The 21,212-nt window shown below is 73.6% G+C and carries 17 protein-coding genes; 4 read left to right on the forward strand and 13 right to left on the reverse strand.

What is annotated here, in order from left to right:
• Positions 1–161: 161 nt before the first annotated feature.
• A complete protein-coding gene (locus tag IG64_RS14470) occupies positions 162–1,451 on the reverse strand; it encodes an extracellular solute-binding protein (RefSeq protein WP_037855779.1) in 1,290 nt (429 codons plus the stop codon).
• A 611-nt stretch (positions 1,452–2,062) separates the two neighbouring features.
• Here IG64_RS14470 and pulA point away from each other — a divergent pair.
• A complete protein-coding gene (pulA, locus tag IG64_RS14475; RefSeq protein ID WP_037855780.1) occupies positions 2,063–7,519 on the forward strand; it encodes a pullulanase-type alpha-1,6-glucosidase in 5,457 nt (1,818 codons plus the stop codon).
• A gap of 70 nt (positions 7,520–7,589) precedes the next feature.
• The gene (locus tag IG64_RS14480; RefSeq protein WP_037855782.1) at positions 7,590–7,946 is read left to right on the forward strand and encodes a 5-carboxymethyl-2-hydroxymuconate Delta-isomerase; all 357 of its coding nucleotides are present in this window, start codon (positions 7,590–7,592) and stop codon (positions 7,944–7,946) included.
• On the opposite strand, the gene IG64_RS14485 is transcribed toward IG64_RS14480, so the two are convergent.
• The 10 genes from IG64_RS14485 to IG64_RS14525 form a co-directional block, all read right to left on the reverse strand.
• On the reverse strand, positions 7,943–8,635 hold the full coding sequence (locus IG64_RS14485) for a TetR/AcrR family transcriptional regulator (protein ID WP_078884001.1): 693 nt from the start codon (positions 8,633–8,635) through the stop codon (positions 7,943–7,945). The two genes, IG64_RS14480 and IG64_RS14485, sit on opposite strands and share 4 nt — an antisense overlap.
• 90 nt (positions 8,636–8,725) lie before the next feature.
• Positions 8,726–10,648 (reverse strand): hypothetical protein, encoded by a 1,923-nt coding sequence (locus IG64_RS14490; protein ID WP_037855787.1) that lies wholly within the window; start codon positions 10,646–10,648, stop codon positions 8,726–8,728.
• A gap of 49 nt (positions 10,649–10,697) precedes the next feature.
• Positions 10,698–11,210 carry a tetratricopeptide repeat protein gene (locus tag IG64_RS14495; protein ID WP_234438515.1) on the reverse strand — a complete coding sequence of 171 codons (513 nt, stop codon included), beginning with the start codon at positions 11,208–11,210 and terminating at the stop codon, positions 10,698–10,700.
• A 102-nt stretch (positions 11,211–11,312) separates the two neighbouring features.
• On the reverse strand, positions 11,313–11,966 hold the full coding sequence (locus IG64_RS14500) for a response regulator transcription factor (protein ID WP_037855790.1): 654 nt from the start codon (positions 11,964–11,966) through the stop codon (positions 11,313–11,315).
• Entirely contained in the window at positions 11,951–13,234 is a 1,284-nt protein-coding gene (locus IG64_RS14505) for a sensor domain-containing protein (RefSeq protein WP_037855792.1), read from the reverse strand. Before IG64_RS14505 ends, IG64_RS14500 begins: the two co-directional genes overlap by 16 nt.
• A gap of 187 nt (positions 13,235–13,421) precedes the next feature.
• The gene (locus IG64_RS14510; protein WP_037855795.1) at positions 13,422–14,432 is read right to left on the reverse strand and encodes an NAD-dependent epimerase/dehydratase family protein; all 1,011 of its coding nucleotides are present in this window, start codon (positions 14,430–14,432) and stop codon (positions 13,422–13,424) included.
• Between the two features lie 97 nt (positions 14,433–14,529).
• Positions 14,530–15,165 carry a winged helix-turn-helix domain-containing protein gene (locus tag IG64_RS14515; RefSeq protein ID WP_037855798.1) on the reverse strand — a complete coding sequence of 212 codons (636 nt, stop codon included), beginning with the start codon at positions 15,163–15,165 and terminating at the stop codon, positions 14,530–14,532.
• Positions 15,166–15,285: 120 nt separating this feature from the next.
• Entirely contained in the window at positions 15,286–15,408 is a 123-nt protein-coding gene (locus IG64_RS42845) for a hypothetical protein (RefSeq protein WP_267883406.1), read from the reverse strand.
• Between the two features lie 129 nt (positions 15,409–15,537).
• On the reverse strand, positions 15,538–16,575 hold the full coding sequence (glnII, locus tag IG64_RS14520; RefSeq protein ID WP_037855799.1) for a glutamine synthetase: 1,038 nt from the start codon (positions 16,573–16,575) through the stop codon (positions 15,538–15,540).
• 287 nt (positions 16,576–16,862) lie between these two features.
• Positions 16,863–17,225: an arsenate reductase family protein gene (locus tag IG64_RS14525; protein ID WP_037855801.1), complete on the reverse strand. Its 363-nt coding sequence runs from the start codon at positions 17,223–17,225 to the stop codon at positions 16,863–16,865.
• 243 nt (positions 17,226–17,468) lie between these two features.
• Here IG64_RS14525 and IG64_RS14530 point away from each other — a divergent pair, with 243 nt between their 5' ends.
• On the forward strand, positions 17,469–18,362 hold the full coding sequence (locus IG64_RS14530; protein WP_037855804.1) for a polysaccharide deacetylase family protein: 894 nt from the start codon (positions 17,469–17,471) through the stop codon (positions 18,360–18,362).
• A gap of 204 nt (positions 18,363–18,566) precedes the next feature.
• Entirely contained in the window at positions 18,567–18,887 is a 321-nt protein-coding gene (locus tag IG64_RS14535) for a hypothetical protein (protein WP_037855806.1), read from the forward strand.
• Positions 18,888–19,332: 445 nt separating this feature from the next.
• Here IG64_RS14535 and IG64_RS14540 read toward each other — a convergent pair whose 3' ends face one another.
• A complete protein-coding gene (locus IG64_RS14540; protein ID WP_037855809.1) occupies positions 19,333–20,517 on the reverse strand; it encodes a winged helix DNA-binding domain-containing protein in 1,185 nt (394 codons plus the stop codon).
• Between the two features lie 108 nt (positions 20,518–20,625).
• Positions 20,626–21,210 carry a PspA-associated protein PspAB gene (gene pspAB / locus IG64_RS14545; RefSeq protein WP_037855810.1) on the reverse strand — a complete coding sequence of 195 codons (585 nt, stop codon included), beginning with the start codon at positions 21,208–21,210 and terminating at the stop codon, positions 20,626–20,628.
• Positions 21,211–21,212: the final 2 nt, after the last annotated feature.

Raw genomic sequence — 21,212 nt, forward strand, 5'->3', positions numbered from 1 at the left:
CGGGTGGTTCCGCAGCCCCGGGGAGCCCCGGTCGGGGCGGCAGCGGGGAGGTCCTTTCCCCGGGGCTGCGTGTCCTTCGGTTGCCGTAGGGCTACAGCGGGCCGCCGCGCGGCCACGGCCGGCTGCCGTACGGCGGCGGCAGGGCCTGCGGCGGGTGCGGGTCAGCCGATGGAGAAGCCGGGCAGGAGCTTCTGGAACTCCTTGGCGGTGGCGTCGAGGCCGCCCTTGACCGACTGGTCGCCCTGGAGGATCTTCACGTAGTTCTGCTGCAGCGGGGTGAAGAGCGAACCGACCTGCGGCAGGGCCACGCGCGGGCGGGCGGTCTGCTCCAGGATCGGCTTGAAGCCGGCGATCTTGGCGTTGGCGGTGACCGCGCCGGTGTACGCCGACTTGCGGGTCGGCAGCGTGCCGGTGCCCTTGGCGATGGCGATCTGGCTCTCGGTGGAGGTCATGAACTGCGTGAACAGGTAGCTGGCGTCCAGGTTGCCGGAGCCCTGGTAGACCGTGAGGTTGTGGCCGCCGGTCGGGGCCTGGGCCTTGCCGCCGGCGCCGGCCGGGACGTTGGCGAAGCCCAGGTTGGACTCGTCACCCTTGAACGCCGAGCCGGTCAGGTCGTCGCTGACGGACCAGGGGCCCTGGATCAGCATGGCGACCTTGCCGTTCTTGAAGGCCGTCTGCATGTTCTGGTAGGCGTTCGCGAAGTCGACCTTCATCGAGGCCTCGTCGTTGATCTTCTTCGCGGTGGTGAGCGCGGTGACGGCGGCGTCGTTGCTGATGGTGATCTTCTTGCCGGACGGGTCGGCGAGGTCCGCGCCGTTGCTGTAGAGCAGCGGCAGCAGGAAGTAGGAGTCCGGGTTGACGTAGGTGCCGTAGGCCCCGGTCTTCTGCTTGATGGTCTTGGAGTCGGTGATGAACTCGTCCCAGGTGGCAGGCGGCTTGTCGATGCCGGCCTGCTTGAGCAGCTTCTTGTTGTAGAGCAGGCCCAGCGTGTCGGTGACCGACGGGACGCCGTAGGTCTTGCCGTTGTACTTGGCGGTGCTCAGCGGCGTCGCGTTGAAGTCGGAGGCGTCCTTGAGGGCCGGGGTGCCGTCCAGCGGGGCGATGTAGCCCAGCGAGGCGTACTCCGCCATCAGGCCCACGTCGGTGCGGACCACGTCGGGCGCGCCCTTGCCGCTCTTGGCGGCCGACTTGAACTTCTGCTCGACGTCGGTGAACGGAACGCTCTGGTAGTTCACCTTGATCTTCGGGTACTTGGCCTCGAACTGCTTGACCAGGGCCTTGTACGTCGGGGCTTCGGTCGCCGCGTCCGAGGTGTCCCAGTACGTGATCGTTCCTGAGATGTCCTTGGGGTCCTTCGGCTTGCTCGACGAGTCGCTGCCCGACCCGCCGCAGGCCGAGGCGGCCAGCGCGACCACGGTGACCGCGGCGGCGATCGATATGCCACGTCGCATATGAACTCCCTAGAAGTGGGTGCCCGGATCATCCCTTGGGAGGACCGCGGGTGCCGTCTGTCCCAATCGACGGCCGCCGGGCGCGGGAGGAACGTAGCAAGACTGCAATCCCTTGCGAAAGACGTTGCAAGAAAATTTCCGCAAGGTCCTGCAAGCGTGACGTTTTCGTTACCGCCAGGTGTCGGGATCGGTCGCGGGCGGTCACATGTCGCGTCGCACGATAGCGGGCGGCGCGCCCGCCGGGGAGAGGCCGCGCCATGGGCCGCCCCGCTCTCCGCCTCGGCTTTCCGCGCGGCGCCGCCGACGCCCCCTCGGCGCGGTTCCCTCCCGCCGCGCGCGCCGTGCGCGGGGCGCCCGCGCCCCCGTCGGCGGACGGTCCGTCAGGGCGCCCCGCTCCCATGCCTCGCAGCGGCGTGACGGCCGGCCGAAGCCACAGCCCCGAAGGAGGGGGAGCGTCAGGGCTGCGTCGTGAAATTTCTTGCCACGGTTTTCAAGACCCTTGCTGTAAACGATTCGTCAGGGATACGGTCACGCCCGGCGTCCGGCCACGAAGCCGTACCGCGGCGCGGGCACGGACCCGATCGAGCCGTCATCGCAAGGAGTTCACGCTCGTGATACCCAGATGGCCGGCGCCCCTCGGGCGCCGCTTCCACCAGGGCGGGCAGAGCGGACGGGGCAGACGCGTCGCGGCCCTCGCCGTCGCCGCACTCGCCGCCACCCTCGTCCAGCCGCAGGCCGCCGGGGCCGCCGCGCCCGCCCCGCCCCCCGCGCCGCCCTCCGACGCGCGACTCGCCGCCGTGCCCGCCCGGCACGACGCCACGCGCGAGCAGTTCTACTTCGTCATGCCGGACCGTTTCGCCGACGGGGACCCGTCCAACAACCGGGGCGGACTGACCGGTTCCCGCCTGGCCACCGGCTACGACCCCACCGACAAGGGCTTCTACCAGGGCGGTGACCTCAAGGGCATCACCCAGCGGCTCGACTACATCAAGGGCCTGGGCACCACCGCCATCTGGCTGGCGCCCATCTTCAAGAACCGGCCCGTGCAGGGCACCGGCAGCGCCGCCTCGGCCGGGTACCACGGGTACTGGATCACCGACTTCACCCAGGTCGACCCGCACTTCGGCACCAACGCGGACCTCTCCGCCCTCATCGCCAAGGCACACGCCAAGGGCATGAAAGTCTTCTTCGACGTCATCACCAACCACACCGCCGACGTCCTCACCACCACGGACGCGTCGCACGCCTACCTGTCCAAGGGCGCCTTCCCGTACCTGACCGAGGACGGCAGGCCCTTCGACGACACCGACTACGCGGACGGCACCAGGAAGTTCCCCGCCGTGGGCACCTCCTCCTTCCCGCACCCCCCGGCCGTCGCCGCCGCCGAGAAGAACCTCAAGGTCCCCTCGTGGCTCAACGACCCGACGATGTACCACAACCGGGGTGACTCCACCTTCGTCGGCGAGAGCGCCCAGTACGGCGACCACACCGGCCTGGACGACCTGTGGACCGAGCGTCCCGAGGTCGTCAGCGGCATGGAGAAGATCTACGAACGCTGGGTGCGCGACTTCGACGTCGACGGCTTCCGCATCGACACCGTCAAACAGGTCGGCATGGAGTTCTGGACCCAGTGGGCCACGGCGCTCGACGCCTACGCCGCCCGGCACGGCCGCAAGAACTTCTTCATGTTCGGCGAGGTCCTCTCCTCCGACGCCTCCGTGACGTCCCCGTACGTCACCCAGGGCCGCCTGGACGCCACCCTCGACTTCCCCTTCCAGGACGCCGCCCGCGCCTACGCCTCCCAGGGCGGCAGCGCGGGCAAGCTCGCGGCCGTCTTCGGTGACGACTACAAGTACACGACCGACAAGGCCAACGCGTACGAGCAGGTCACCTTCCTCGGCAACCACGACATGGGCCGCATCGGGTCCTTCCTGAAACAGGACGACCCGAAGGCCTCCGACGCCGAACTGCTGCGCAGGGACCGCCTCGCCAACGAGCTGATGTTCCTCAGCCGCGGCAACCCGGTCGTCTACTACGGCGACGAACAGGGCTTCACCGGCGCGGGCGGCGACAAGGACGCCCGCCAGACCATGTTCGCCTCCAAGGTCCCCGACTACCTCGCCGACGACGAGATCGGCACCGACCGCACCCACGCCGACGACTCCTACGACACGAGCGCGCCCCTGTACCGGCAGATCGCCGGCCTGTCCCGGCTCCGCAAGGAGAACCCGGCCCTCACCGACGGCGTCCAGACCGAGCGGTACGCGGCCGACGGCGCCGGCGTCTACGCCATGACCCGCACGGACGCCGGGAGCGGCGCCGAGTACGTCGTCGCCTTCAACAACGCCACCGAGGCGAAGACCGCCACCTTCGCCACCGGCTCGGCCGGCATGACCTACCGGGGCATCTACGGCACCCGCGCCACCGTGACCTCCGGTGCCGACCACCGGGTCACCGTCACCGTCCCGGCCGGAGCCGCCGTCGTCCTCAAGGCGGCCGGACGGCTCGACGCGCCCGCCGCCAAGCCCGCCCTCACCCTGACCGCCCCGGCCGCCGGAGCCACCGGCACCGTCGGCCTGAGCGCCGGCGTCACCGGCGGACAGCTCGACCGGGTCGTCTTCGCCGCCCAGGTCGGCAACGGCCCCTGGAAGGTGCTCGGCTCCGCCGACCACGCCCCGTACAAGGTCACCCAGACCCTCGGCAAGGACGTACCGGCCGGAACCGCGCTGCGCTACAAGGCGGTCGCCGTCGACTCGGCGGGACACACCGCGAGCGCCACCGCCGCCTCCGCCACCGGCACCCCGCCACCCCCCGAGGTCCCCACCGCCTTCTCCCGCGACTACGCGGTCGTCCACTACAAGCGCACCGACGGCGACTACGCCAACTGGGGCCTGTACGCCTGGGGCGACCTCGCCGACGGCGAGGCGACCACCTGGCCCGCCACCCACCCCTTCACCGGCCGGGACGCCTACGGCGCCTTCGCCTACGTCAGGCTGAAGCCGGGCGCCTCCAGCGTCGGGTTCCTGGTCATCGACAAGGACGGCGACAAGGACGTCTCCGCCGACCGGACCGTCGACGTCACCAAGACGGGCGAGGTCTGGATCCAGCAGGGCGACGCGAGCGTACGGACCGAACGGCCCACCGCCGACTACCCGGCGCAGGACCAGACCAAGGCCGTCATCCACTACCACCGCGCCGACGGCGACTACGACGGCTGGGGCCTGCACGTGTGGACCGGCGCCGCACAGCCCACGGACTGGTCGAAGCCCCTCACGCCGGTGCGCACCGACGCCTACGGCGCCGTCTTCGAGGTGCCCCTCGCGGACGGGGCCACCAGCCTCAGCTACATCGTCCACAAGGGCGACGAGAAGGACCTGCCCAACGACCGCTCGCTCGACCTCAAGGCCGCCGACGGCCACGAGGCGTGGCTGATCGCGGGCCAGGACGGCACCCTGCTGCCGCAGCCCGCGGGCAGCGCCACCGCCCTGGACCTGTCCACCTCCAAGGCCGTCTGGATCGACCGTGACACGGTCGCCCTCAACGGCTCCGCCGGTGCCGCCTCCACCCAGCTCGTCTACTCCCGCGACGGCTCGATCACCGTCAAGGACGGGACGCTGACCAGCGACGACGAGCGCTGGCTGCGACTGGGGAAGACGACGCTGAGCGACGCCCAGAAGGCGAAGTTCCCGCATCTGAAGGACTACACCGCCTGGTCCGTCGACCCGCGCGACCGCGGCCGGGTCCGCGAGGCGCTGCGCGGCCAGGTCGTCGCCTCCCAGCGGGCCGCCAACGGGGCCGTGCTCACCGCGACCGGCGTCCAGCTCGCGGGCGTCCTCGACGACGTGTACGGCACCGCCGCGGCCGGGACCCGGCTCGGTCCGGTCTTCCGCCACGGACGGCCCACCCTGAGCGTGTGGGCGCCGACCGCGCAGAGCGTCGCGCTCGAACTGGACGGCAGGACCGTCGCCATGCGCCGCGACGACGCCACCGGCGTGTGGTCCGTGACCGGGCCGGCCTCCTGGAAGGGCAGGCCGTACCGGTACGCGGTGAAGGTGTGGGCGCCCAGCGTCCGCGCGATCGTCACCAACAAGGTCACCGACCCCTACTCGCTCGCCCTCACCGCCGACAGCGAGCAGAGCCTCGTCGCCGACCTGGACGACCGCCGGCTCGCCCCGAGCGGCTGGTCGCACCTGGCCAAGCCCAAGGCGGTGCCGCTGCGCGACGCGCAGATCCAGGAACTGCACATCCGCGACTTCTCGACCGCCGACAAGACCGTCCCGGCCCGGGACCGGGGCACCTACCTGGCCTTCACCGACCGCTCCGGCGACGGCTCCCGGCACCTGCGCGAGCTGGCGAAGGCGGGCACCTCCTACGTCCACCTGCTGCCGGCCTTCGACATCGCCAACGTGCCGGAGAAGAAGTCCGAGCAGGCCACCCCGGCCTGCGACCCGGCCTCCTACCCGGCCGACTCCGACCAGCAGCAGAAGTGCGTCGCCGCCACCGCCGCGAAGGACGCCTACAACTGGGGCTACGACCCGTACCACTACACGGTCCCGGAGGGGTCCTACGCCACCGACCCGGACGGCACGGCCCGCACGGTCCAGTTCCGGCAGATGGTCCAGGCCCTCAACCAGGACGGGCTCAGGGTCGTCATGGACGTGGTCTACAACCACACGGCGGCCAGTGGCGAGGCCGCCACGTCCGTCCTGGACCAGGTCGTGCCCGGCTACTACCAGCGGCTGCTGGCCGACGGCTCGGTGGCCAACAGCACCTGCTGCGCGAACACCGCGCCCGAGAACACCATGATGGGCAAGCTCGTCGTCGACTCGGTCGTCACCTGGGCCAAGGAGTACAAGGTCGACGGCTTCCGCTTCGACCTCATGGGCCACCACCCCAAGGCCAACATCCTCGCGGTCAGGAAGGCACTGGACGCCCTCACGCTCGAGAAGGACGGCGTGGACGGCAAGAAGATCATCCTCTACGGCGAGGGCTGGAACTTCGGCGAGGTCGCCGACGACGCCCGGTTCGTGCAGGCCACGCAGAAGAACATGGCCGGCACCGGCATCGCCACCTTCTCCGACCGGGCCCGTGACGCGGTGCGCGGCGGCAGCCCCTTCGACGCCGACCCCGGCGTGCAGGGCTTCGCCTCCGGCCTGTACACCGACCCCAACTCCTCCACGGCCAACGGCACCGAGGCCGAACAGAAGGCGCGCCTGCTGCACTACCAGGACCTGATCAAGGTCGGCCTGAGCGGCAGCCTCGCCACGTACCGCTTCACGGACTCCGGCGGCAAGGAGGTCACCGGCGCCCAGGTCGACTACAACGGCGCGCCCGCGGGTTACGCGGCCGCCCCCGGCGACGCCGTCGCCTACGCCGACGCCCACGACAACGAGACGCTGTTCGACACCCTCGCCTACAAACTGCCCAAGGACACCTCCGCCGCCGACCGCGCCCGGATGCAGGTCCTGGCCATGGCGACGGCCGCCCTCTCGCAGGGACCCGCGCTCTCCCAGGCCGGCACCGACCTGCTGCGCTCCAAGTCGCTGGACCGCGACTCCTTCGACAGCGGCGACTGGTTCAACGCCGTCCACTGGGACTGCGCGGACGGCAACGGCTTCGGCCGCGGCCTGCCGATGGCGGCCGGCAACCAGGCCAAGTGGCCCTATGCCAAGCCGCTGCTGACCTCCGTCAAGGTCGGCTGCCCGCAGATCCGGGGCGCCTCGGCCGCCTACCAGGACCTGCTGCGGATCCGGACGAGCGAGCGGGCCTTCTCCCTCGCCACGGCGGGCCAGGTGCAGTCCCGGCTCTCCTTCCCGCTCTCCGGCAAGGAGGAGACGCCCGGCGTGATCACCATGCGGCTCGGCCACCTGGTCGTGGTCTTCAACGCCACGCCGCAGCGGCAGGACCAGCGGGTCCCCGCCCTGGCCGGCGCCCCCTACCGCCTGCACCCGGTGCAGGCACGGGGCACGGACCCGGTGGTGAGGACCTCGTCCTACGCCCCGTCGACCGGCACGTTCACCGTGCCGGCCCGCACGGTCGCGGTCTTCACCGACCAGGACAGGGCCTAGCGGCCCGGCACGATCCGGACGCGAGGCCCTAGGGTGACCCCGTCACCGTAGAAGCAGAACAGGAGTGCTCATGCCGCAGATCACCGTCGACTACTCCGAGCAGTTGGCGGAGGCCTTCGACCGGCGTGCCTTCGCGCGGGACGTGCACGCACGCACCGTCGAGATCGCGGACGCCAGGCCCCAGGCCTGCAAGACGCAGTTCCGGCGCACCGAGGACACCACCGTCGGCCCGGACACCGAGGGACACGCGATCGTGCACGTGACCGTCGGGCTGCTGGCCGGGCGCACGGAGGAGACCAAGGCGCGCCTGGCCGAGGCGGTGCTCGACGCGGTGCGCGCCCACGTGAAACCGGCTGGGGACCTGGCCCTGCACGCCTCGGCCGAGATCCGCGACCTGGAAGCCTCGTACCGCAAGTTCGACAACTAGGGCGCAGCCAGTTCCAGGAGCCGGCCGAGCAGGTCCCCGAAGGGGCCGTCGGCCGGCTCCGCCGTGAAGACGCCGCGCAGCAGCGCGGCCAGCTCCCCGTCGTGGGCGGCGGCGACGGCCATGAGCGCGGCGAAGTCGTGCACCAGCTGGACCTCCAGCTCCGCGCGCGGGATGCGGCGCCCGTCCAGCCAGATCAGCGCCGTCGACTCCGCCAGCGAGATCCACGAACGCACCACCAGCTCCAGCCGCGCGGGCGGCACCTGGACGTCGAGGTGGGCGAGGATCTGGTCGTAGGCGGCCTGCCGTACGGCGTCGATGAGCGCGTAGGCCGTGCTCGAACCGACCGCCGGGCCGCCGCGCATCAGGGCCGAGAAACCGGGCCCGTGCTCGTCCACGAAGTCGAAGAAGCGGCGCATCACGCGCAGCAGCCGCGCGCCCAGCGGTCCCTCGCGCGGCTCCGTGAACCGGCCGGCCAGATCGTCGGCGGCGCGCTGCAACGCGGCCTCGTACAGGCTGATCTTGCCGGGGAAGTAGTGGTAGACCAGCGGGCGCGATATGCCCGCCGCGGACGCTATCTCGTCGATGGAGACGTCCTCGGGAGAGCGCCGGCTGAACAGTTCGAGGGCGACGCCGATCAACTGCTGCCGTCGCTCCTCGACTCCCATCCTGCGGCGCACCCCGGTAGTCATGAACCCACCCTACCGATCGGATCCGGCCGCGAACGATCAGGACCGGACGAGGTGCTCGTCCCGGGGATCCGGGGTCTTCCTTTCCGGGTCCTAGTGCAGTGCCTCCAGCGAGCCGCCGTCCTCCAGCGTGCCCTTCAGCTGCGCCTGTGCGCCCTGCCGGGCCCGGGCGGTGAGCAGGTTGCCCCGGGCGGTCGCGGTGACCCCGCCCGTCGCGGTGACCGAGGCCGTGTCCTTGCCGCCGGCCGCGAGCAGGTACCAGGTGCCGGCCCGCGACTTCCACAGCACCCCGGCCAGGACGTGCGGGTCACGGGCGCCGCACGCCGGTACGTCCTCGGCCTTGGCGGTCACCGCCCCGTACGTCGCGCCGGGCACGCGGACCTGGGCGAGCACCCGCGGGCCGGCGCCCCGCCAGGTCTCGGCCCGGGTGCACACCCACGCGGCCGTGCCGTTCGCCCCGGGCAGCGGCTGCTCGGCGAACTGCCAGGCGTTGACCGACCGCACGCCCTGCCCGCGCACCGCACCCAGCGAACAGGCGAACGGCGCCCAGGTGCGCAGCGCCGCCGTGCCCGCGGCCCCGTGCGGGGCGGTCGGCCTGCCCGTGGTGAGGCGGGCGGGCACCAGCTCGCCCAGATCGCTCAGCACCTGCGAGCCGCCGTCGCCGGTCAGCTGGAGCACCCGCCACGAGGTGCAGGCCCCGGTCTGCTGCGCCGCGCCGGCCAGCGGCCCGGTCACCCCGTCCGCCGACAGGCCCAGGTCCAGCGCGGCCGACGCGGGCTTCAGCAGATCGCGCTGGGCCGCCTTGCGGACCCAGGGCGCCGTCAGGTAGCGGACGTTGCCGTCGGAGCGGGCCAGCACCACCGCGGACGCCTCCGCGCCGCTCGCCCCGTCGGCCCGGGCGAAGTCGAGGGCCGCCCCGGCCGTGGAGTCATCGGGCTCGGCGTAGCGGACGACGCGCAGGCCGTCGTAGAGGATCACCACGTGCGCGGCGTCGACGTCCCCGGCGTACAGGAGCTGCGGCGGCCCGGCGGGGGCGCCGGACGCGGTGCCGGGCGTGGCCGAGACCCGGACGGAGCCGCCGGAGCGGGCCCAGACGGCCAGCGCCCGGCGCAGCAGGGCCGTGTCACCGGTCAGGTTCCCGCGCGCCGGCCACACGGAGAAGTCCAGCCGGCTGGAGGTCCGCCAGGTGGCCGGTCCGATCCTGGTCAGCCGGCCCGGGTCCAGCGCCGCCTCGGCGGACGGGTTCTGCGCGTAGGCGGGGGCGGCGGCGCCGTCCGGGCCCCAGCCGCCGCCGGGCAGCGCGACCAGCGCGCCGCACACGGCGAGCGCCGCGGCGGCGGCGAGCGCGGCCCTGGTGTGCTGTCTGCGCCGCACCAGGTCGGTGGGCCGCGCCTGCAGCGAGCACGGGTCGAACTCGGGGGACTCCAGCAGCGCGTGGTGGGCGGGCACCTGCTCCGCCTGGCGCAGCGCGGCCCCCGGATCGGCCACGCCCGCGGCCGACAGCACCTCGCGCACGGCGGTGTCCGGCAGCCGCTCCAGGCCGCGCAGGACGTAGGCCGCGCGGGCCGGAGCGGTCAGGGACGACAACTGCTGGTCGAGCAGGAGTTCGTCGGCCCCTCCCGAGCGCGGGAAGAGACGCAGACCCCACACCTGCGGCAGCAGCGGCGGCAGCGGGCGGCGCCGGGGCCACCGGCCGCGCCCGGCCGCCCGGCCCGCCTCCAGGGCCGTACGGAGCACCCGGAGGCGCAGGTAGGTGTAGCCCAGGTCGCCGTCGCGGCCGGTGGACTGGGCCGGGATCGCGGACGCGCAGGAGCGGCCCCGGGGCAGGGCGCGCTGCACGAGGGAGTGCGCGAGCAGGACGCGCCGGCCGCGTCCCCGGCCCGACGGCAGCACCAGGTAGGCGAGCCGGACCAGCCGGGGGTAGTGCTCGACGAGGGCGGCTTCGGCCTGTTCGACGCCGACGGCGGGGCGGGAGGCGGACGAGGGGCGGCGCGGGGCGACATCCTGTGACTGCACGTTCAGCAGAACGAGCGAATCGGCGGTTGGTCACCGCCGCCCGGTGGGGTCAGGCCTGGCGCCCGTCGTCCGGATTCACCAGGAGGCGTGCGTAGTTGGCCATGGAACGCTGGTAACGGGGCAGGTGGGGCGCGAGGGCGCCCAGCACGAGGGACAGGCCCTCGCGGTCGCGGCCCAGGCTCGACAGGCACAGCGCGAGGCACGCCCGCACCGCGTCGTCCAGCTCGTCGCCGGGCGCCTCCAGTTCGGGGGTGAGCAGTTCGACGCCCTCCTCCGGCTGCCCCAGGTTCCGCAGCGAGCTGGCCAGCTGGATCTTCGCGCGGCGGCCCCGGTAGCCGTCCAGCCCGCGCGCCAGGGCCTCCCGGTACAGCGGCACGGCCCGGTCCGGGTGGCCGGTGGAGTCCCAGGCACTGGCCTGCTCGAACGGCCCGACCGGGCTGTCGCCCGGCAGTTCCGCGACGAGCGCGTCGATCTGCGCGCGGAAGGCGGGGGCCCCGCTCTCGGGGAGGTCGCCTGTGCGGGCCCAGACGGCGGCCACGCGGTCTTCCCAGTCCTGGTTCATCGGCCCACTTTCGCACATGTGTCCCTGGCGGGCCGGGGATTCGAGCGGGGCGCGGCCCCCGGCCCGTGAACCGCCGTGCGCCACAGGCGGACCGGGACGGTGTCAGCGGTCGCGGTCGAGGTGGGCCAGGACGGCCAGCACACGCCGGTTGTCGTCGTCGGAGACCTCCAGGCCGAGCTTGGCGAAGATGTTCGAGGTGTGCTTGGCGATGGCCCGTTCGGTGACGACGAGCTGGGCGGCGATCGCCGTGTTCGAACGTCCCTGCGCCATCAGCTCCAGCACCTCCAGCTCACGCGGCGTCAGCCGGGACAGCCGCCGGTCCGGGCCCGCACGCCGGGCCAGCAACTGCTGGATGACCTGCGGGTCCATGGCCGTACCGCCCGTGGCGACCCGGCGCACCGCGTCCACGAACTGCGCCGCGTCGAACACCCGGTCCTTGAGCAGGTAGCCCACCGCGCCGGCGCCGTCGGCCAGCAGCTCGCGCGCGTACAGCTGTTCCACGTGCTGGGAGAGGACCAGCACCGGCAGCCCGGGCCGCTCCCGCCGGGCCGTGAGCGCGCACTGCAGCCCCTCGTCGGTGTGCGTGGGCGGCAGGCGCACGTCGACCACCGCGACGTCCGGCTCCAGTTCGCTCAGCGCGCGGGCCAGCTCGGGGCCGGACCCGACGGCCGCCGCGATCTCGAAGTCATGGGCTTCCAGGAGCCTGACCAGCCCGTCACGCAGCAGGAACAGGTCTTCGGCTAGGACAACGCGCACGGAATCTCCATGGTGACCATGGTGGGGCCGCCCGCGGGACTGCTGACGGCCAGGACGCCGTCGAATGTACTCAGCCGCCGCTCGACGCCGGCCAGTCCCGAACCGGCCCCGACGGCCGCGCCCCCCTTGCCGTTGTCGGTGACCGTGAGGCGCAGCATGCCGTCGCCGTGGTGCAGGTCGATCCACACGCGCTGCGCGTCGGCGTGCTTGACGGCGTTGGTGAGCACCTCGCTGAGCGCGAAGTACGCCGCCGACTCCACCGGGGCGTCGGCCCGGCCCGCCAGGTCGACCGTCACCTCCGTGCCGACGGGCATCCGCAGGGCCAGCGCACGGACCGCGTCGCCCAGACCGCGCTCGGCGAGCACCGGCGGGTGGATGCCGCGCACCAGGTCCCGCAGTTCGGCCAGGGCGTCGGCGGAGTTCTTCCGGGCCTGCGCCAGCAGTTCCTTGGCCCGCTGCGGATCGCGGTCGACGAGCGTCTCCACGGTGCCCAGGTCCATGCCCATCGCGATCAGCCGGGCCTGCGCGCCGTCGTGCAGGTCGCGTTCGATGCGCCGCAGTTCGGCGGCGGAGGTGTCGACGGCGTCGCGGCGGGTCTCGGTGAGCACCCGCACCCGCTCGGCCAGCTCACCGCCGCCGAGCACGGCCCGGGTGAGCCGGAAGTGCCCCTGGAGCAGCAGCGGGGCGAGGTACCAGGCGGCCACCAGGAGGGCGGCCCCGAGGGCGGCCGCGCCGAGGGCGGTGGCCTGCCCCGAGACCGGCACGAACGCGTACCAGTACCCGACGTGGGTCCCGTCGGTGACCGCCCGCCACAGCCCCGCCGCCAGCACGAACCCCTCCAGCGGGTAGAGCACGAGGACGGCGGGCAGCAGCGCGGTCACGAACCCGGCCGTCATGTCGGCCGGCAGCCAGCGCAGGTCCCGCCAGGTCGCCGGGTCGCCGAGCATGGCGGTGGTGCGCCGCAACGGGCCGGCGCCCTCGGGCAGGGGGCGGTAGGCGCGCGGGATCCTTACGCCGGCCCACTCGGCGGCCCTGACCCGCCGCCGGTCGGCGAACCTCCGTACGGCGTCGAGCACCAGCGGTGTGGTGAGGACGCCCACGCCGAGCGGGACCAGGGCGATCGACAGGACCGCCGACACGAACAGCGTGAGCGATCCGGCGAGCGAGACGACGGCGAGGAGGAGTCCCCGCAGCCCCGCCGTGACGACCGTCCGTACCCGCCCGGCCATGTCCCGGCCGCCCCCGCTGTTCCCGCTCTTCGTCTCCATGCCGTCAGTCTGGCCCGCTCCCCGGGCCCCCGTCACGGGGCCGGCCCCCCGTGCCGGGAGTGTCGTCGGCACCACCCCCCGGGACCCGGCGGACGGCGGAGGGCCCGCCGCCCGGGGCGGGCACGGTACTGGCGCAGCCCGCCCCGCTGCCGGGGCGGGTGCGGCACCGGCGGGACCTGCCGCCGTGCTACGGCCGCTCCAGGCCCAGGACCTTCGCCTCCACCGCCGGGTCCAGGCCGACCGGGGGGAGGTCCGGGCGCTGCGGCGCGGTGCCGCCGACGGAACGCAGCCACTCCCAGGTGTCGGCGACCGTCTCGGCGACCGGGCGGCAGCGCAGCCCCGTCGCGACGGCGCGGGAGACGTCGGCGGCGTGCAGGGCGTCGTGCATGTCGCTGCCCGGGGGCACCCACACCGGGAGCTGGGTCCACGGCTCGATGCCCGCGCCGAGGACGGTGCCGGGATCCGTCCAGCGCAGCTCCGCGCCGGCGCCCGTCACCTCCGCGCAGGCCTCCAGCAGCGAGCCCATGGTGGCGTGCCCCTGCGGGCTCATGAGGTTGTACGGCCCGCTCAGCTCCTGCTCCACCGCCCCGAGGATCCACCCGGCGAGGTCGCGCACGTCGACGTACTGCAACGGCAGGTCGCGCGGGCCGGGCGCCAGGACGGGACCGCCCCGGGCGATCCGGCCGAGCCACCAGGGCAGCCGGCGCATGTTCTCGTACGGCCCGAGGATCAGTCCCGAGCGCACCAGCACCGCGCGGTCGTCCCCGAACGCGCCGGCCGCCGCCAGTTCGCCGCCCAGCTTGTCCCGGGCGTAGTCGGTGGCGTCCGCGTCCGCGGCGGCACCCTCCACCAAAGGCGCGTCCTCGGTGTACCCGGCGGGCGGCGCCCAGGCGTACACCGAGCACGTCGACACGTAGACGTACCGCCCCGCGCGCCCCCGCAGCAGGCGCGCCGCGTCGTGGACCGGGCGGGGCGCGGCCGACCAGGTGTCGACGACCGCGTCCCACTCGCCGTCGTCGGCGGCGAGGGCGGCCAGCCCGTCGGGCGCGGTGCGGTCGCCGCGCAGCGCCCGCACCCCGGGGACGGGGTCCGGCAGCCGTCCCCGGTTCAGGACCGTCACCTCCCAGCCGCGCCCGACCGCCGCCTCGACGACGGCCCGCCCCGCGAAATCCGAACCACCCAGCACCAGAAGTCTCATACCGGTGACTGTGCCCGGCCGGGCCCCGGGAGGGAACAGGCCTCTGCTGTCGGCAGAGCCGCGGCCGGCCCGCGGGCCGGTTCAGCGGCTGGTCAGATCAACGGCCGGTCGGCGGGACGTACTTGTAGCCGACCCGGCGCACCGTCCGGATGGCGCCCCGGTGTTCGGCGCCGAGCTTGCGGCGCAGCCGGGCCACGTGGACGTCCACGGTGCGGCCGTCGCCGACGTGGCCGTAGCCCCAGACCGTGGTGACGAGCTGGTCGCGGGTGTGCACGCGGTGCGGGTGCGCCACGAGGTGCGCCAGCAGCTCGAACTCCAGGTAGGTCAGGTCGAGTTCGCGTCCGTCGACGCGGACGACGCGCCGCACCGGGTCGACCCGGACGAGCGGGTCGCCGCCGCCGGTGCCGGTCTCGGCGGCCGCCGCGTCCGGTGCGGTGCCGGGGGCCGGCAGGGCCTGCGGCTGGTCCGGCACGGCCACCGGGGCGAACGGCGGCTGCTGGTCGGCCGGGACGAGCACCAGGTAGCCGACCATCGGCGGCCGGCCGGGCAGGGCGGGCAGCGCGTGCGGCGGGGCCGGCAGCCAGGTGGCGCCCGGGGGCAGGAAGTCCGCCACCTCCACGACCTCGTCCCGGTCCACGGCCCGCAGCCGGTGCCGGGCTGCGGGGGGAGCGGGGGAGGGGGAGGCCGGGGCGGCGGGGAGGGCTGCGGTGGTCAGGGAACGAGTGGTCGCCATGAGAGGTCAGCTCTTTCGCGCGAGGAGTTCGTCGGACGAGGCGGCGGCCGCGAGTTCATGGTCGGGCGCGCCGGGGGACGTACGTCGTTCCGCGCTGGCCGAAGGCCGGGGTGTACGGCTTCAGAGGGCCCGCGCGTTCGTCGCGCGGCAACACACCCGGTCGAAGTCGTGGTGCTGACGGGAAGGCCAGAACGGCTCGAGGTCATGGCGACCCGTCGCGGTGTGCTTCTGGAAGCTGGCCATGTGTCCATTGAAGCAGACACCGCGCCCGGACAGGACCCTCCTCTCACAGCGTGGACGGTTCCCGGACGGCCGCGAGGGCGCCCACCCGGCGGTGGGCGCCCTCGCAGGAGCGTGCGGGCCGGAGCCGGCTCAGACCTGGCCGGCCTTCTCCAGCGCCGTGCAGCAGGTGTCGACGAGCAGCCGCGTCACGACGTACGGGTCGACGTTGGCGTTGGGGCGGCGGTCCTCGATGTAGCCCTTGCCGTCCTTCTCGACCTGCCAGGGGATGCGGACCGAGGCGCCGCGGTCCGAGACGCCGTAGGAGTACTTGTCCCAGGGGGCGGTCTCGTGCAGGCCGGTGAGGCGGTCGTCGATGCCGGCGCCGTAGTTCTTGACGTGGTCCAGCGGCTTGGAACCCTCGCCGAGCGACTCGCACGCGGTGATGATCGCGTCGTACCCTCCCGGGCCCTCGCGCATGGCCCTGGTGGAGAAGTTGGTGTGCGCGCCGGCGCCGTTCCAGTCGCCCTTGACCGGCTTGGGGTCGAGGGTGGCGGAGACACCGAAGTCCTCGGCCGTGCGGTAGAGCAGCCAGCGCGCCACCCACAGCTGGTCGGCGGCCTGGAGCGGGGCGAGCGGACCGACCTGGAACTCCCACTGGCCCGGCATGACCTCGGCGTTGATGCCGGAGATGCCCAGGCCCGCCTTCAGGCAGTTGTCCAGGTGGGCCTCGACGATCTCGCGGCCGAAGATCTCGTCGGCGCCGACACCGCAGTAGTAGCCGCCCTGCGGGGCCGGGAAGCCGTTCTCCGGGAAGCCGAGCGGGCGGGCGCCGCTGAAGAAGGTGTACTCCTGCTCGATGCCGAAGACCGGCTCCTGCGCGGCGAACCGCTCGGCCGTCCCGGCGAGCGCGGCCCGGGTGTTGGACGCGTGCGGGGTGAGGTCGATGTCGAGGACCTCGCACAGGACGAGGACGTCGTCGCCGCCGCGGATCGGGTCCGGGCAGGAGAAGACCGGCTTGAGCACGCAGTCGGAGGAGTGCCCCTCGGCCTGGTTGGTGGAGGAACCGTCGAAGCCCCACAGGGGCAGCGCGGCACCCTTGGCGTCGTCGCCGAGGATCTTCGTCTTGGAACGCAGCTTGGCCGTCGGCTCGGTGCCGTCGATCCAGATGTACTCGGCCTTGAAGCTCACGGGCCCTCATCCTTCGGGGTGTCACGGGCGCACTCGCGGGCGCGGTGGTACGGCCGGCGGCGCTGCGGCACTCGGGCGCCGCGGTGGATGGCCGCAGCCTGGCAACGGCCGGTTTCCCGGCCGTTGCCCGACTGTGAACCCCGTGTTACCGGTGTGACCGGCGGGCGCCCGGCCGCCGCCGCGCCCGGCCACCGCGCCCGGCCACCGTGCCCCGCTGACCGCTGACCGCTGACCGTGCCCGCCGCACGCTTCCCGCTTCCCGCTCCCCGTGGCGGGAGAGGGGCGGCTCAGCCGCGGCCGAGCGCGTCCCGGACGGCCTCCTCCGTCCGGGCCACCAGCGCCGTGCCGTCGTCGGCCGTGATGATCGGGCGCTGGATCAGCTTCGGGTGCGCCGCCAGCGCGCCGATCCAGCGGTCGCGCGCCGCGGCGTCCCGCGGCCACTCCCGCAGCCCCAGCTCCTTCGCGTCTGCCTCCTGGGTGCGGGTGATGTCCCACGGTTCGAGACCGAGCCGGTCGAGCACCGCCCGGATCTCGTCCTCGGTCGGTACGTCCTCCAGGTAGCGGCGCACGGTGTACTCGGCGCCCTCGGCGTCGAGCAGGCCGATCGCGCTGCGGCACTTCGAGCAGGCCGGGTTGATCCAGATCTCCATACGGCCACGGTAGCCGCCGCACCCCGCCCCGCGGGACGCGCTCGCACGCGCGGCCTGCGGTGCGCGCCCGCGGGAGCGCCCTGCGGACGCGCACCGGACACACCGGCCGCGACGCGCACCGAGCACACCGGCCGCGACGCGCACCGGTCGCACCCGCCGGGACGGCACCGAACGCGCGTGCGACACGTCTTCAGGGGTGCCAGTACGGCACATCCTTACGCACTTCAGAGGGAGAACGGCGCGGTGAAGCGGCACACCAGGAGGAGCAGGTTCTACGGAGCGCTGGCGGGCACGGCCGCCCTGGCGCTGGCGGCCGGCGGCTGCGGCACGGGCGGCGGCGGGGACACGGGCGCACGGCCGGGCGACGGCGCCGGGTCCACCACCTCGGCGCGGCGCCCCGCACCCCCGACGGGTTCCGACCGTGACGCGGCCGGCGTCTCCGCCGCCGCCTGGCACAAGTGGGGGCTCAAGCCCCTGCCCGCCGCCCCGCGGCCGCCGGCCGACAAGCCCGTCAAACTCTCCGCACACGGAACCGTCCCGGTCCTCACCCACATACCGACCGAGCAGAAGATCGTCTTCGTCACACTCGACGACGGGCAGGAGAAGGACCCCGCGTTCATCCGGATGATGCGGGACCTGAAGATACCGGTCACGATGTTCCTGATGAACGACGCGGTGAAGTCCGACTACGCGTACTTCAAGCCGCTGCAGGAGATGGGCAACCACATCCAGAACCACACCCTGCACCACCCCGTCATGAACACCCTCCCGCTCTCCCGCCAGAAGCAGGAGATCTGCGGCGACCAGGAGATCCTCACCCGGAAGTACGGCACCGCGCCGCTGCTGTTCCGGCCGCCCTACGGCGCGTACAACACCGACACCAGGGCCGCGGTGAACGCCTGCGGGCCCCGGGCGATCGTGTGGTGGCGGGAGTCCATGCAGATCCGCAACATGCAGTACCAGACCGCGGACAAGAAGCTGCGCCCCGGCGACATCATCCTGGCCCACTTCCGCGGGCCGAGCGAACTCAAGGGCACCAGCATGACGAAGATGTTCGCCAACCTGCTCAGGCGCATCCAGGAGCAGGGGTTCGCCGTGGCCCGGCTGGAGGACTACATCCAGCCGCCCGCCCGGTGACGTTCTGTTCGATTTTTCTCCCGCCTCGTGCGACCCGTGGGAACCAGTGCTGACGGGCCGCCAATTGCCTTCCTCACCAGGGGATTTCGGCATCGCTTCCGCCCTCCCGTTGTCAGTGCCCGGCAGTAGAATGGAGGCAGTGTTCGAGGGAGTCGCCGGGGGTTCGGACCCCGGTCGGCACCCGCTCGCGACAGGAGGATGCCTGTGCCCGCTGCCGCACTGAAGCCGAAGCCGAAGTCGTTGCCGACCCAGTCCACCGCGAAGCGTCCCGTCCTGCTCGACCAGCCCTACGCACCCGTGCACAAGCGCCCGTTGCCGCCCGGGCGCCCGCGTGAGTGGTACATCACGCACAACCGGCGCCTGAAGGCGATGCGGCTCGCCATCGCCCTGCTCGACTCCGGTGTCCACCAGCCGGGCCAGGCCCGCGACGAGACGATACGGAGCACCGCCGAACTCATCGGCGTGCACCCGCCGTCGGACACCACCTGCCACATGGTCCGCGCCCTGATGCGCTACGCCCGCTGACCCGCCACCGGGTGCCCCGCGCGAACGGGGCACCCGCCCACGGCCCGGCACCCGCGCGATGACCGGGCCGGTGTCCGCGCGCACGGCGGTACGGGCGCCCGCACCACAGGCTCCCGTATGCCCACCGGCGCCCGTACGCCCGACCCTGCCCCGTCGGCGCCCGCCCGAAGCCGCCCGTCGGCGCCTGCACCGTCTGCCTCCGCGCGTCGGTGCCCGCACGCCCCCACCCGGCACCGGCGCCCGCCCGAACCCGTCCGCAGGTGCCTGAACGCCCGATCCGACCCCGCCCCGGTCGGCACCCGCCCGAAGCCGCTCGCCCGCCCGAAGCCGCCCGTCGGCTCAGCGCGCCCGCGCGCCGGTGTCCGTGCCCGCCACGGCCCGCCTCCGCGCAGGTCCGCCTCCGCGCGTGAGCCGGGAGCCGGGCCCACGCGCCCGGCCCGCCTCCTCAGACCGCCCCCGCCAGCTCCTTCTCCAGGGGCGTGCGGAAGCGCGGTGTCACCCGCGTCGGGCCCAGCAGGGCGCTCAGGGCCTCCGCCCGCTCGGCGACGGCCGTCTCCGCCTCCCGGCCCACACCGTCCCGGTCCAGGATCCGCCAGACGATCTCCCCGTCCGGGCGCTGCGCCCAGGCGCCGATCACCCGGCCGTTCCACCACACCGTCGGACCGATGTTGCCGCTCCTGTCGAACAGGGCGGGCCGCAGCTCGGGCGCGAGATACCAGTCGCGTCCCTGCCAGCCCATCGCCGTCGGATCCAGGCCGGGCAGCAGCGCCGCCCAGGGCTCCGGCGGTACGGCCACCGGGTCCGTGTCACCGTCGACCACGTACCCCGTGCCCTCGTCCAGGGAGACCTCCTGGGCGCCCATCGCGGTCAGCGCCCGGCGCACCTCGGTCACCCGCCACCCGGTCCACCACTTCAGGTCGGCCTCCGTCGCCGGGCCGCACGCGGCGAGCCAGCGGCGCAGCAGCTCCCGCTGGGCGTCCGCGACGTCCAGTTCGGGGTGCGGCGGCGCGACGGCCCACCGGAACTGCGAGGAGATCCAGGAACCGACCGGCCGGCCCCGCACCACCTTCCCCTCCACGCCCAGCAGCCGCAGCAGCCGGGAGGAGACCGTGTGCACGCCCTCGTAGCTCTTCCCGGCGGAGTGGGCGAACTGTTCGCGCAGGCGCGGCTCGTCCCGGGTCAGTTCGGCCGCCGTGGCCTGGCCGCGCCGGGCCAGCGCCGCCAGCAGGGACTTCTCCACGTCCTCCAGCCAGGCCGCGTCCGGCGCCCCCGCCTTCGCCATGTCCTTGAGCAGCGCGGCCCGGGCCCGGGCGGCGACCGCGATGCCGGTGGAGGCGTGCACCACGGCGGTCAGCTCCGCGGGGAAGACGAACACCGTGTGCCGCATGCCGTGCATGCGCACCAGGGTGCGGTCCTCGTAGAGCGCGCGTTCGGTCACCGCGACCGCCTCCGCCGGGTCCGCCAGCCGCGCGGCCACCCCCAGGTGCACCGTCGCCGGGTCCGAGCCGTGCAGCGCCACCAGGGAGTCCGCCACCTCCTCCGCCCGTGCCGCCCGCGCCCCGGTCGCCAGCCGGTGCCGCAGCCCCAGCCGGGCCCGCCGCTCGGTCACATCGATGTGCCGGTTCCCCATCGCCCCTCCACCGCGCTCGTCCTCCACGGTCATCTTCGCCGACCCCACTGACAACCGGCCCCCCTGACAACCGGCCCCACTGACCGACTCCGCTGACCGGCCCCGCGGTCACAGTCCCGGCGCCCCCCACACGGGGAACCAGCGGCTCAGGTCCTGCTCGACGCGCAGGTCACCGGCGAGTGCCGCCTCGACCCGGATCTCCAGGGCGTTGTCGCGGCGGCGGTCCTGGCCGGGCAGCGGGGCGAACGGATAGTAGGTGCCCCGCTTGTACAGGTACACCAGGGCCAGCCGGCGGCCGGCGCCGTCGTCGAAGCCCGCCAGGGAGCACAGAAGCTGGGGGCCGAAGCCGTTGGCCTCCATGGCGCTGTTCACCGCGTGCAGGTCGTTGACGAGGTCGGGCAACTGGTCCGGGGTGCGGCGGGAGACCAGCCAGGAGTAGCCGTAGGAGTCCCGGGTCAGCTCCACCGGCGGGCCGGAGCGGTCGGTGTCCGCGTCCAGGAGGTCCCGGACCTCGCGGTGCGTCTGTTCGAAGGCCGCGCCCTCCACGGTGGCGAAACACACCGCGCCCCGCCCGGTCGGGGTGAACCCGGCCGCCGCCTGCAGCGTCACCGCCGCGGACGGCAGCGCGAAGAGCTGATCGAGGTCGGGCAGGGCGGGCTTGGTGCGGCCGAACAGGGTGTCCCAGAAGCCCATCC

The sequence above is a fragment of the Streptomyces sp. NRRL S-340 genome (assembly GCF_000720185.1).
In the GTDB taxonomy this organism is placed as follows: Bacteria; Actinomycetota; Actinomycetes; order Streptomycetales; family Streptomycetaceae; genus Streptomyces.

Excerpts from the sequence above, each read along its gene's own strand:
- IG64_RS14540 (WP_037855809.1), bottom strand. The coding sequence starts at position 20,517 with ATGGGGAACCGGCACATCGATGTGACCGAGCGGCGGGCCCGGCTGGGG.
- IG64_RS14525 (WP_037855801.1), bottom strand. The coding sequence starts at position 17,225 with ATGGAGATCTGGATCAACCCGGCCTGCTCGAAGTGCCGCAGCGCGATC.
- IG64_RS42845 (WP_267883406.1), bottom strand. The coding sequence starts at position 15,408 with ATGGCCAGCTTCCAGAAGCACACCGCGACGGGTCGCCATGACCTCGAG.
- IG64_RS14515 (WP_037855798.1), bottom strand. The coding sequence starts at position 15,165 with ATGGCGACCACTCGTTCCCTGACCACCGCAGCCCTCCCCGCCGCCCCG.
- pspAB (WP_037855810.1), bottom strand. The coding sequence starts at position 21,210 with ATGGGCTTCTGGGACACCCTGTTCGGCCGCACCAAGCCCGCCCTGCCC.
- IG64_RS14485 (WP_078884001.1), bottom strand. The coding sequence starts at position 8,635 with ATGACTACCGGGGTGCGCCGCAGGATGGGAGTCGAGGAGCGACGGCAG.
- IG64_RS14495 (WP_234438515.1), bottom strand. The coding sequence starts at position 11,210 with ATGAACCAGGACTGGGAAGACCGCGTGGCCGCCGTCTGGGCCCGCACA.
- IG64_RS14510 (WP_037855795.1), bottom strand. The coding sequence starts at position 14,432 with ATGAGACTTCTGGTGCTGGGTGGTTCGGATTTCGCGGGGCGGGCCGTC.
- IG64_RS14505 (WP_037855792.1), bottom strand. The coding sequence starts at position 13,234 with ATGGAGACGAAGAGCGGGAACAGCGGGGGCGGCCGGGACATGGCCGGG.
- IG64_RS14470 (WP_037855779.1), bottom strand. The coding sequence starts at position 1,451 with ATGCGACGTGGCATATCGATCGCCGCCGCGGTCACCGTGGTCGCGCTG.
- IG64_RS14480 (WP_037855782.1), top strand. The coding sequence starts at position 7,590 with ATGCCGCAGATCACCGTCGACTACTCCGAGCAGTTGGCGGAGGCCTTC.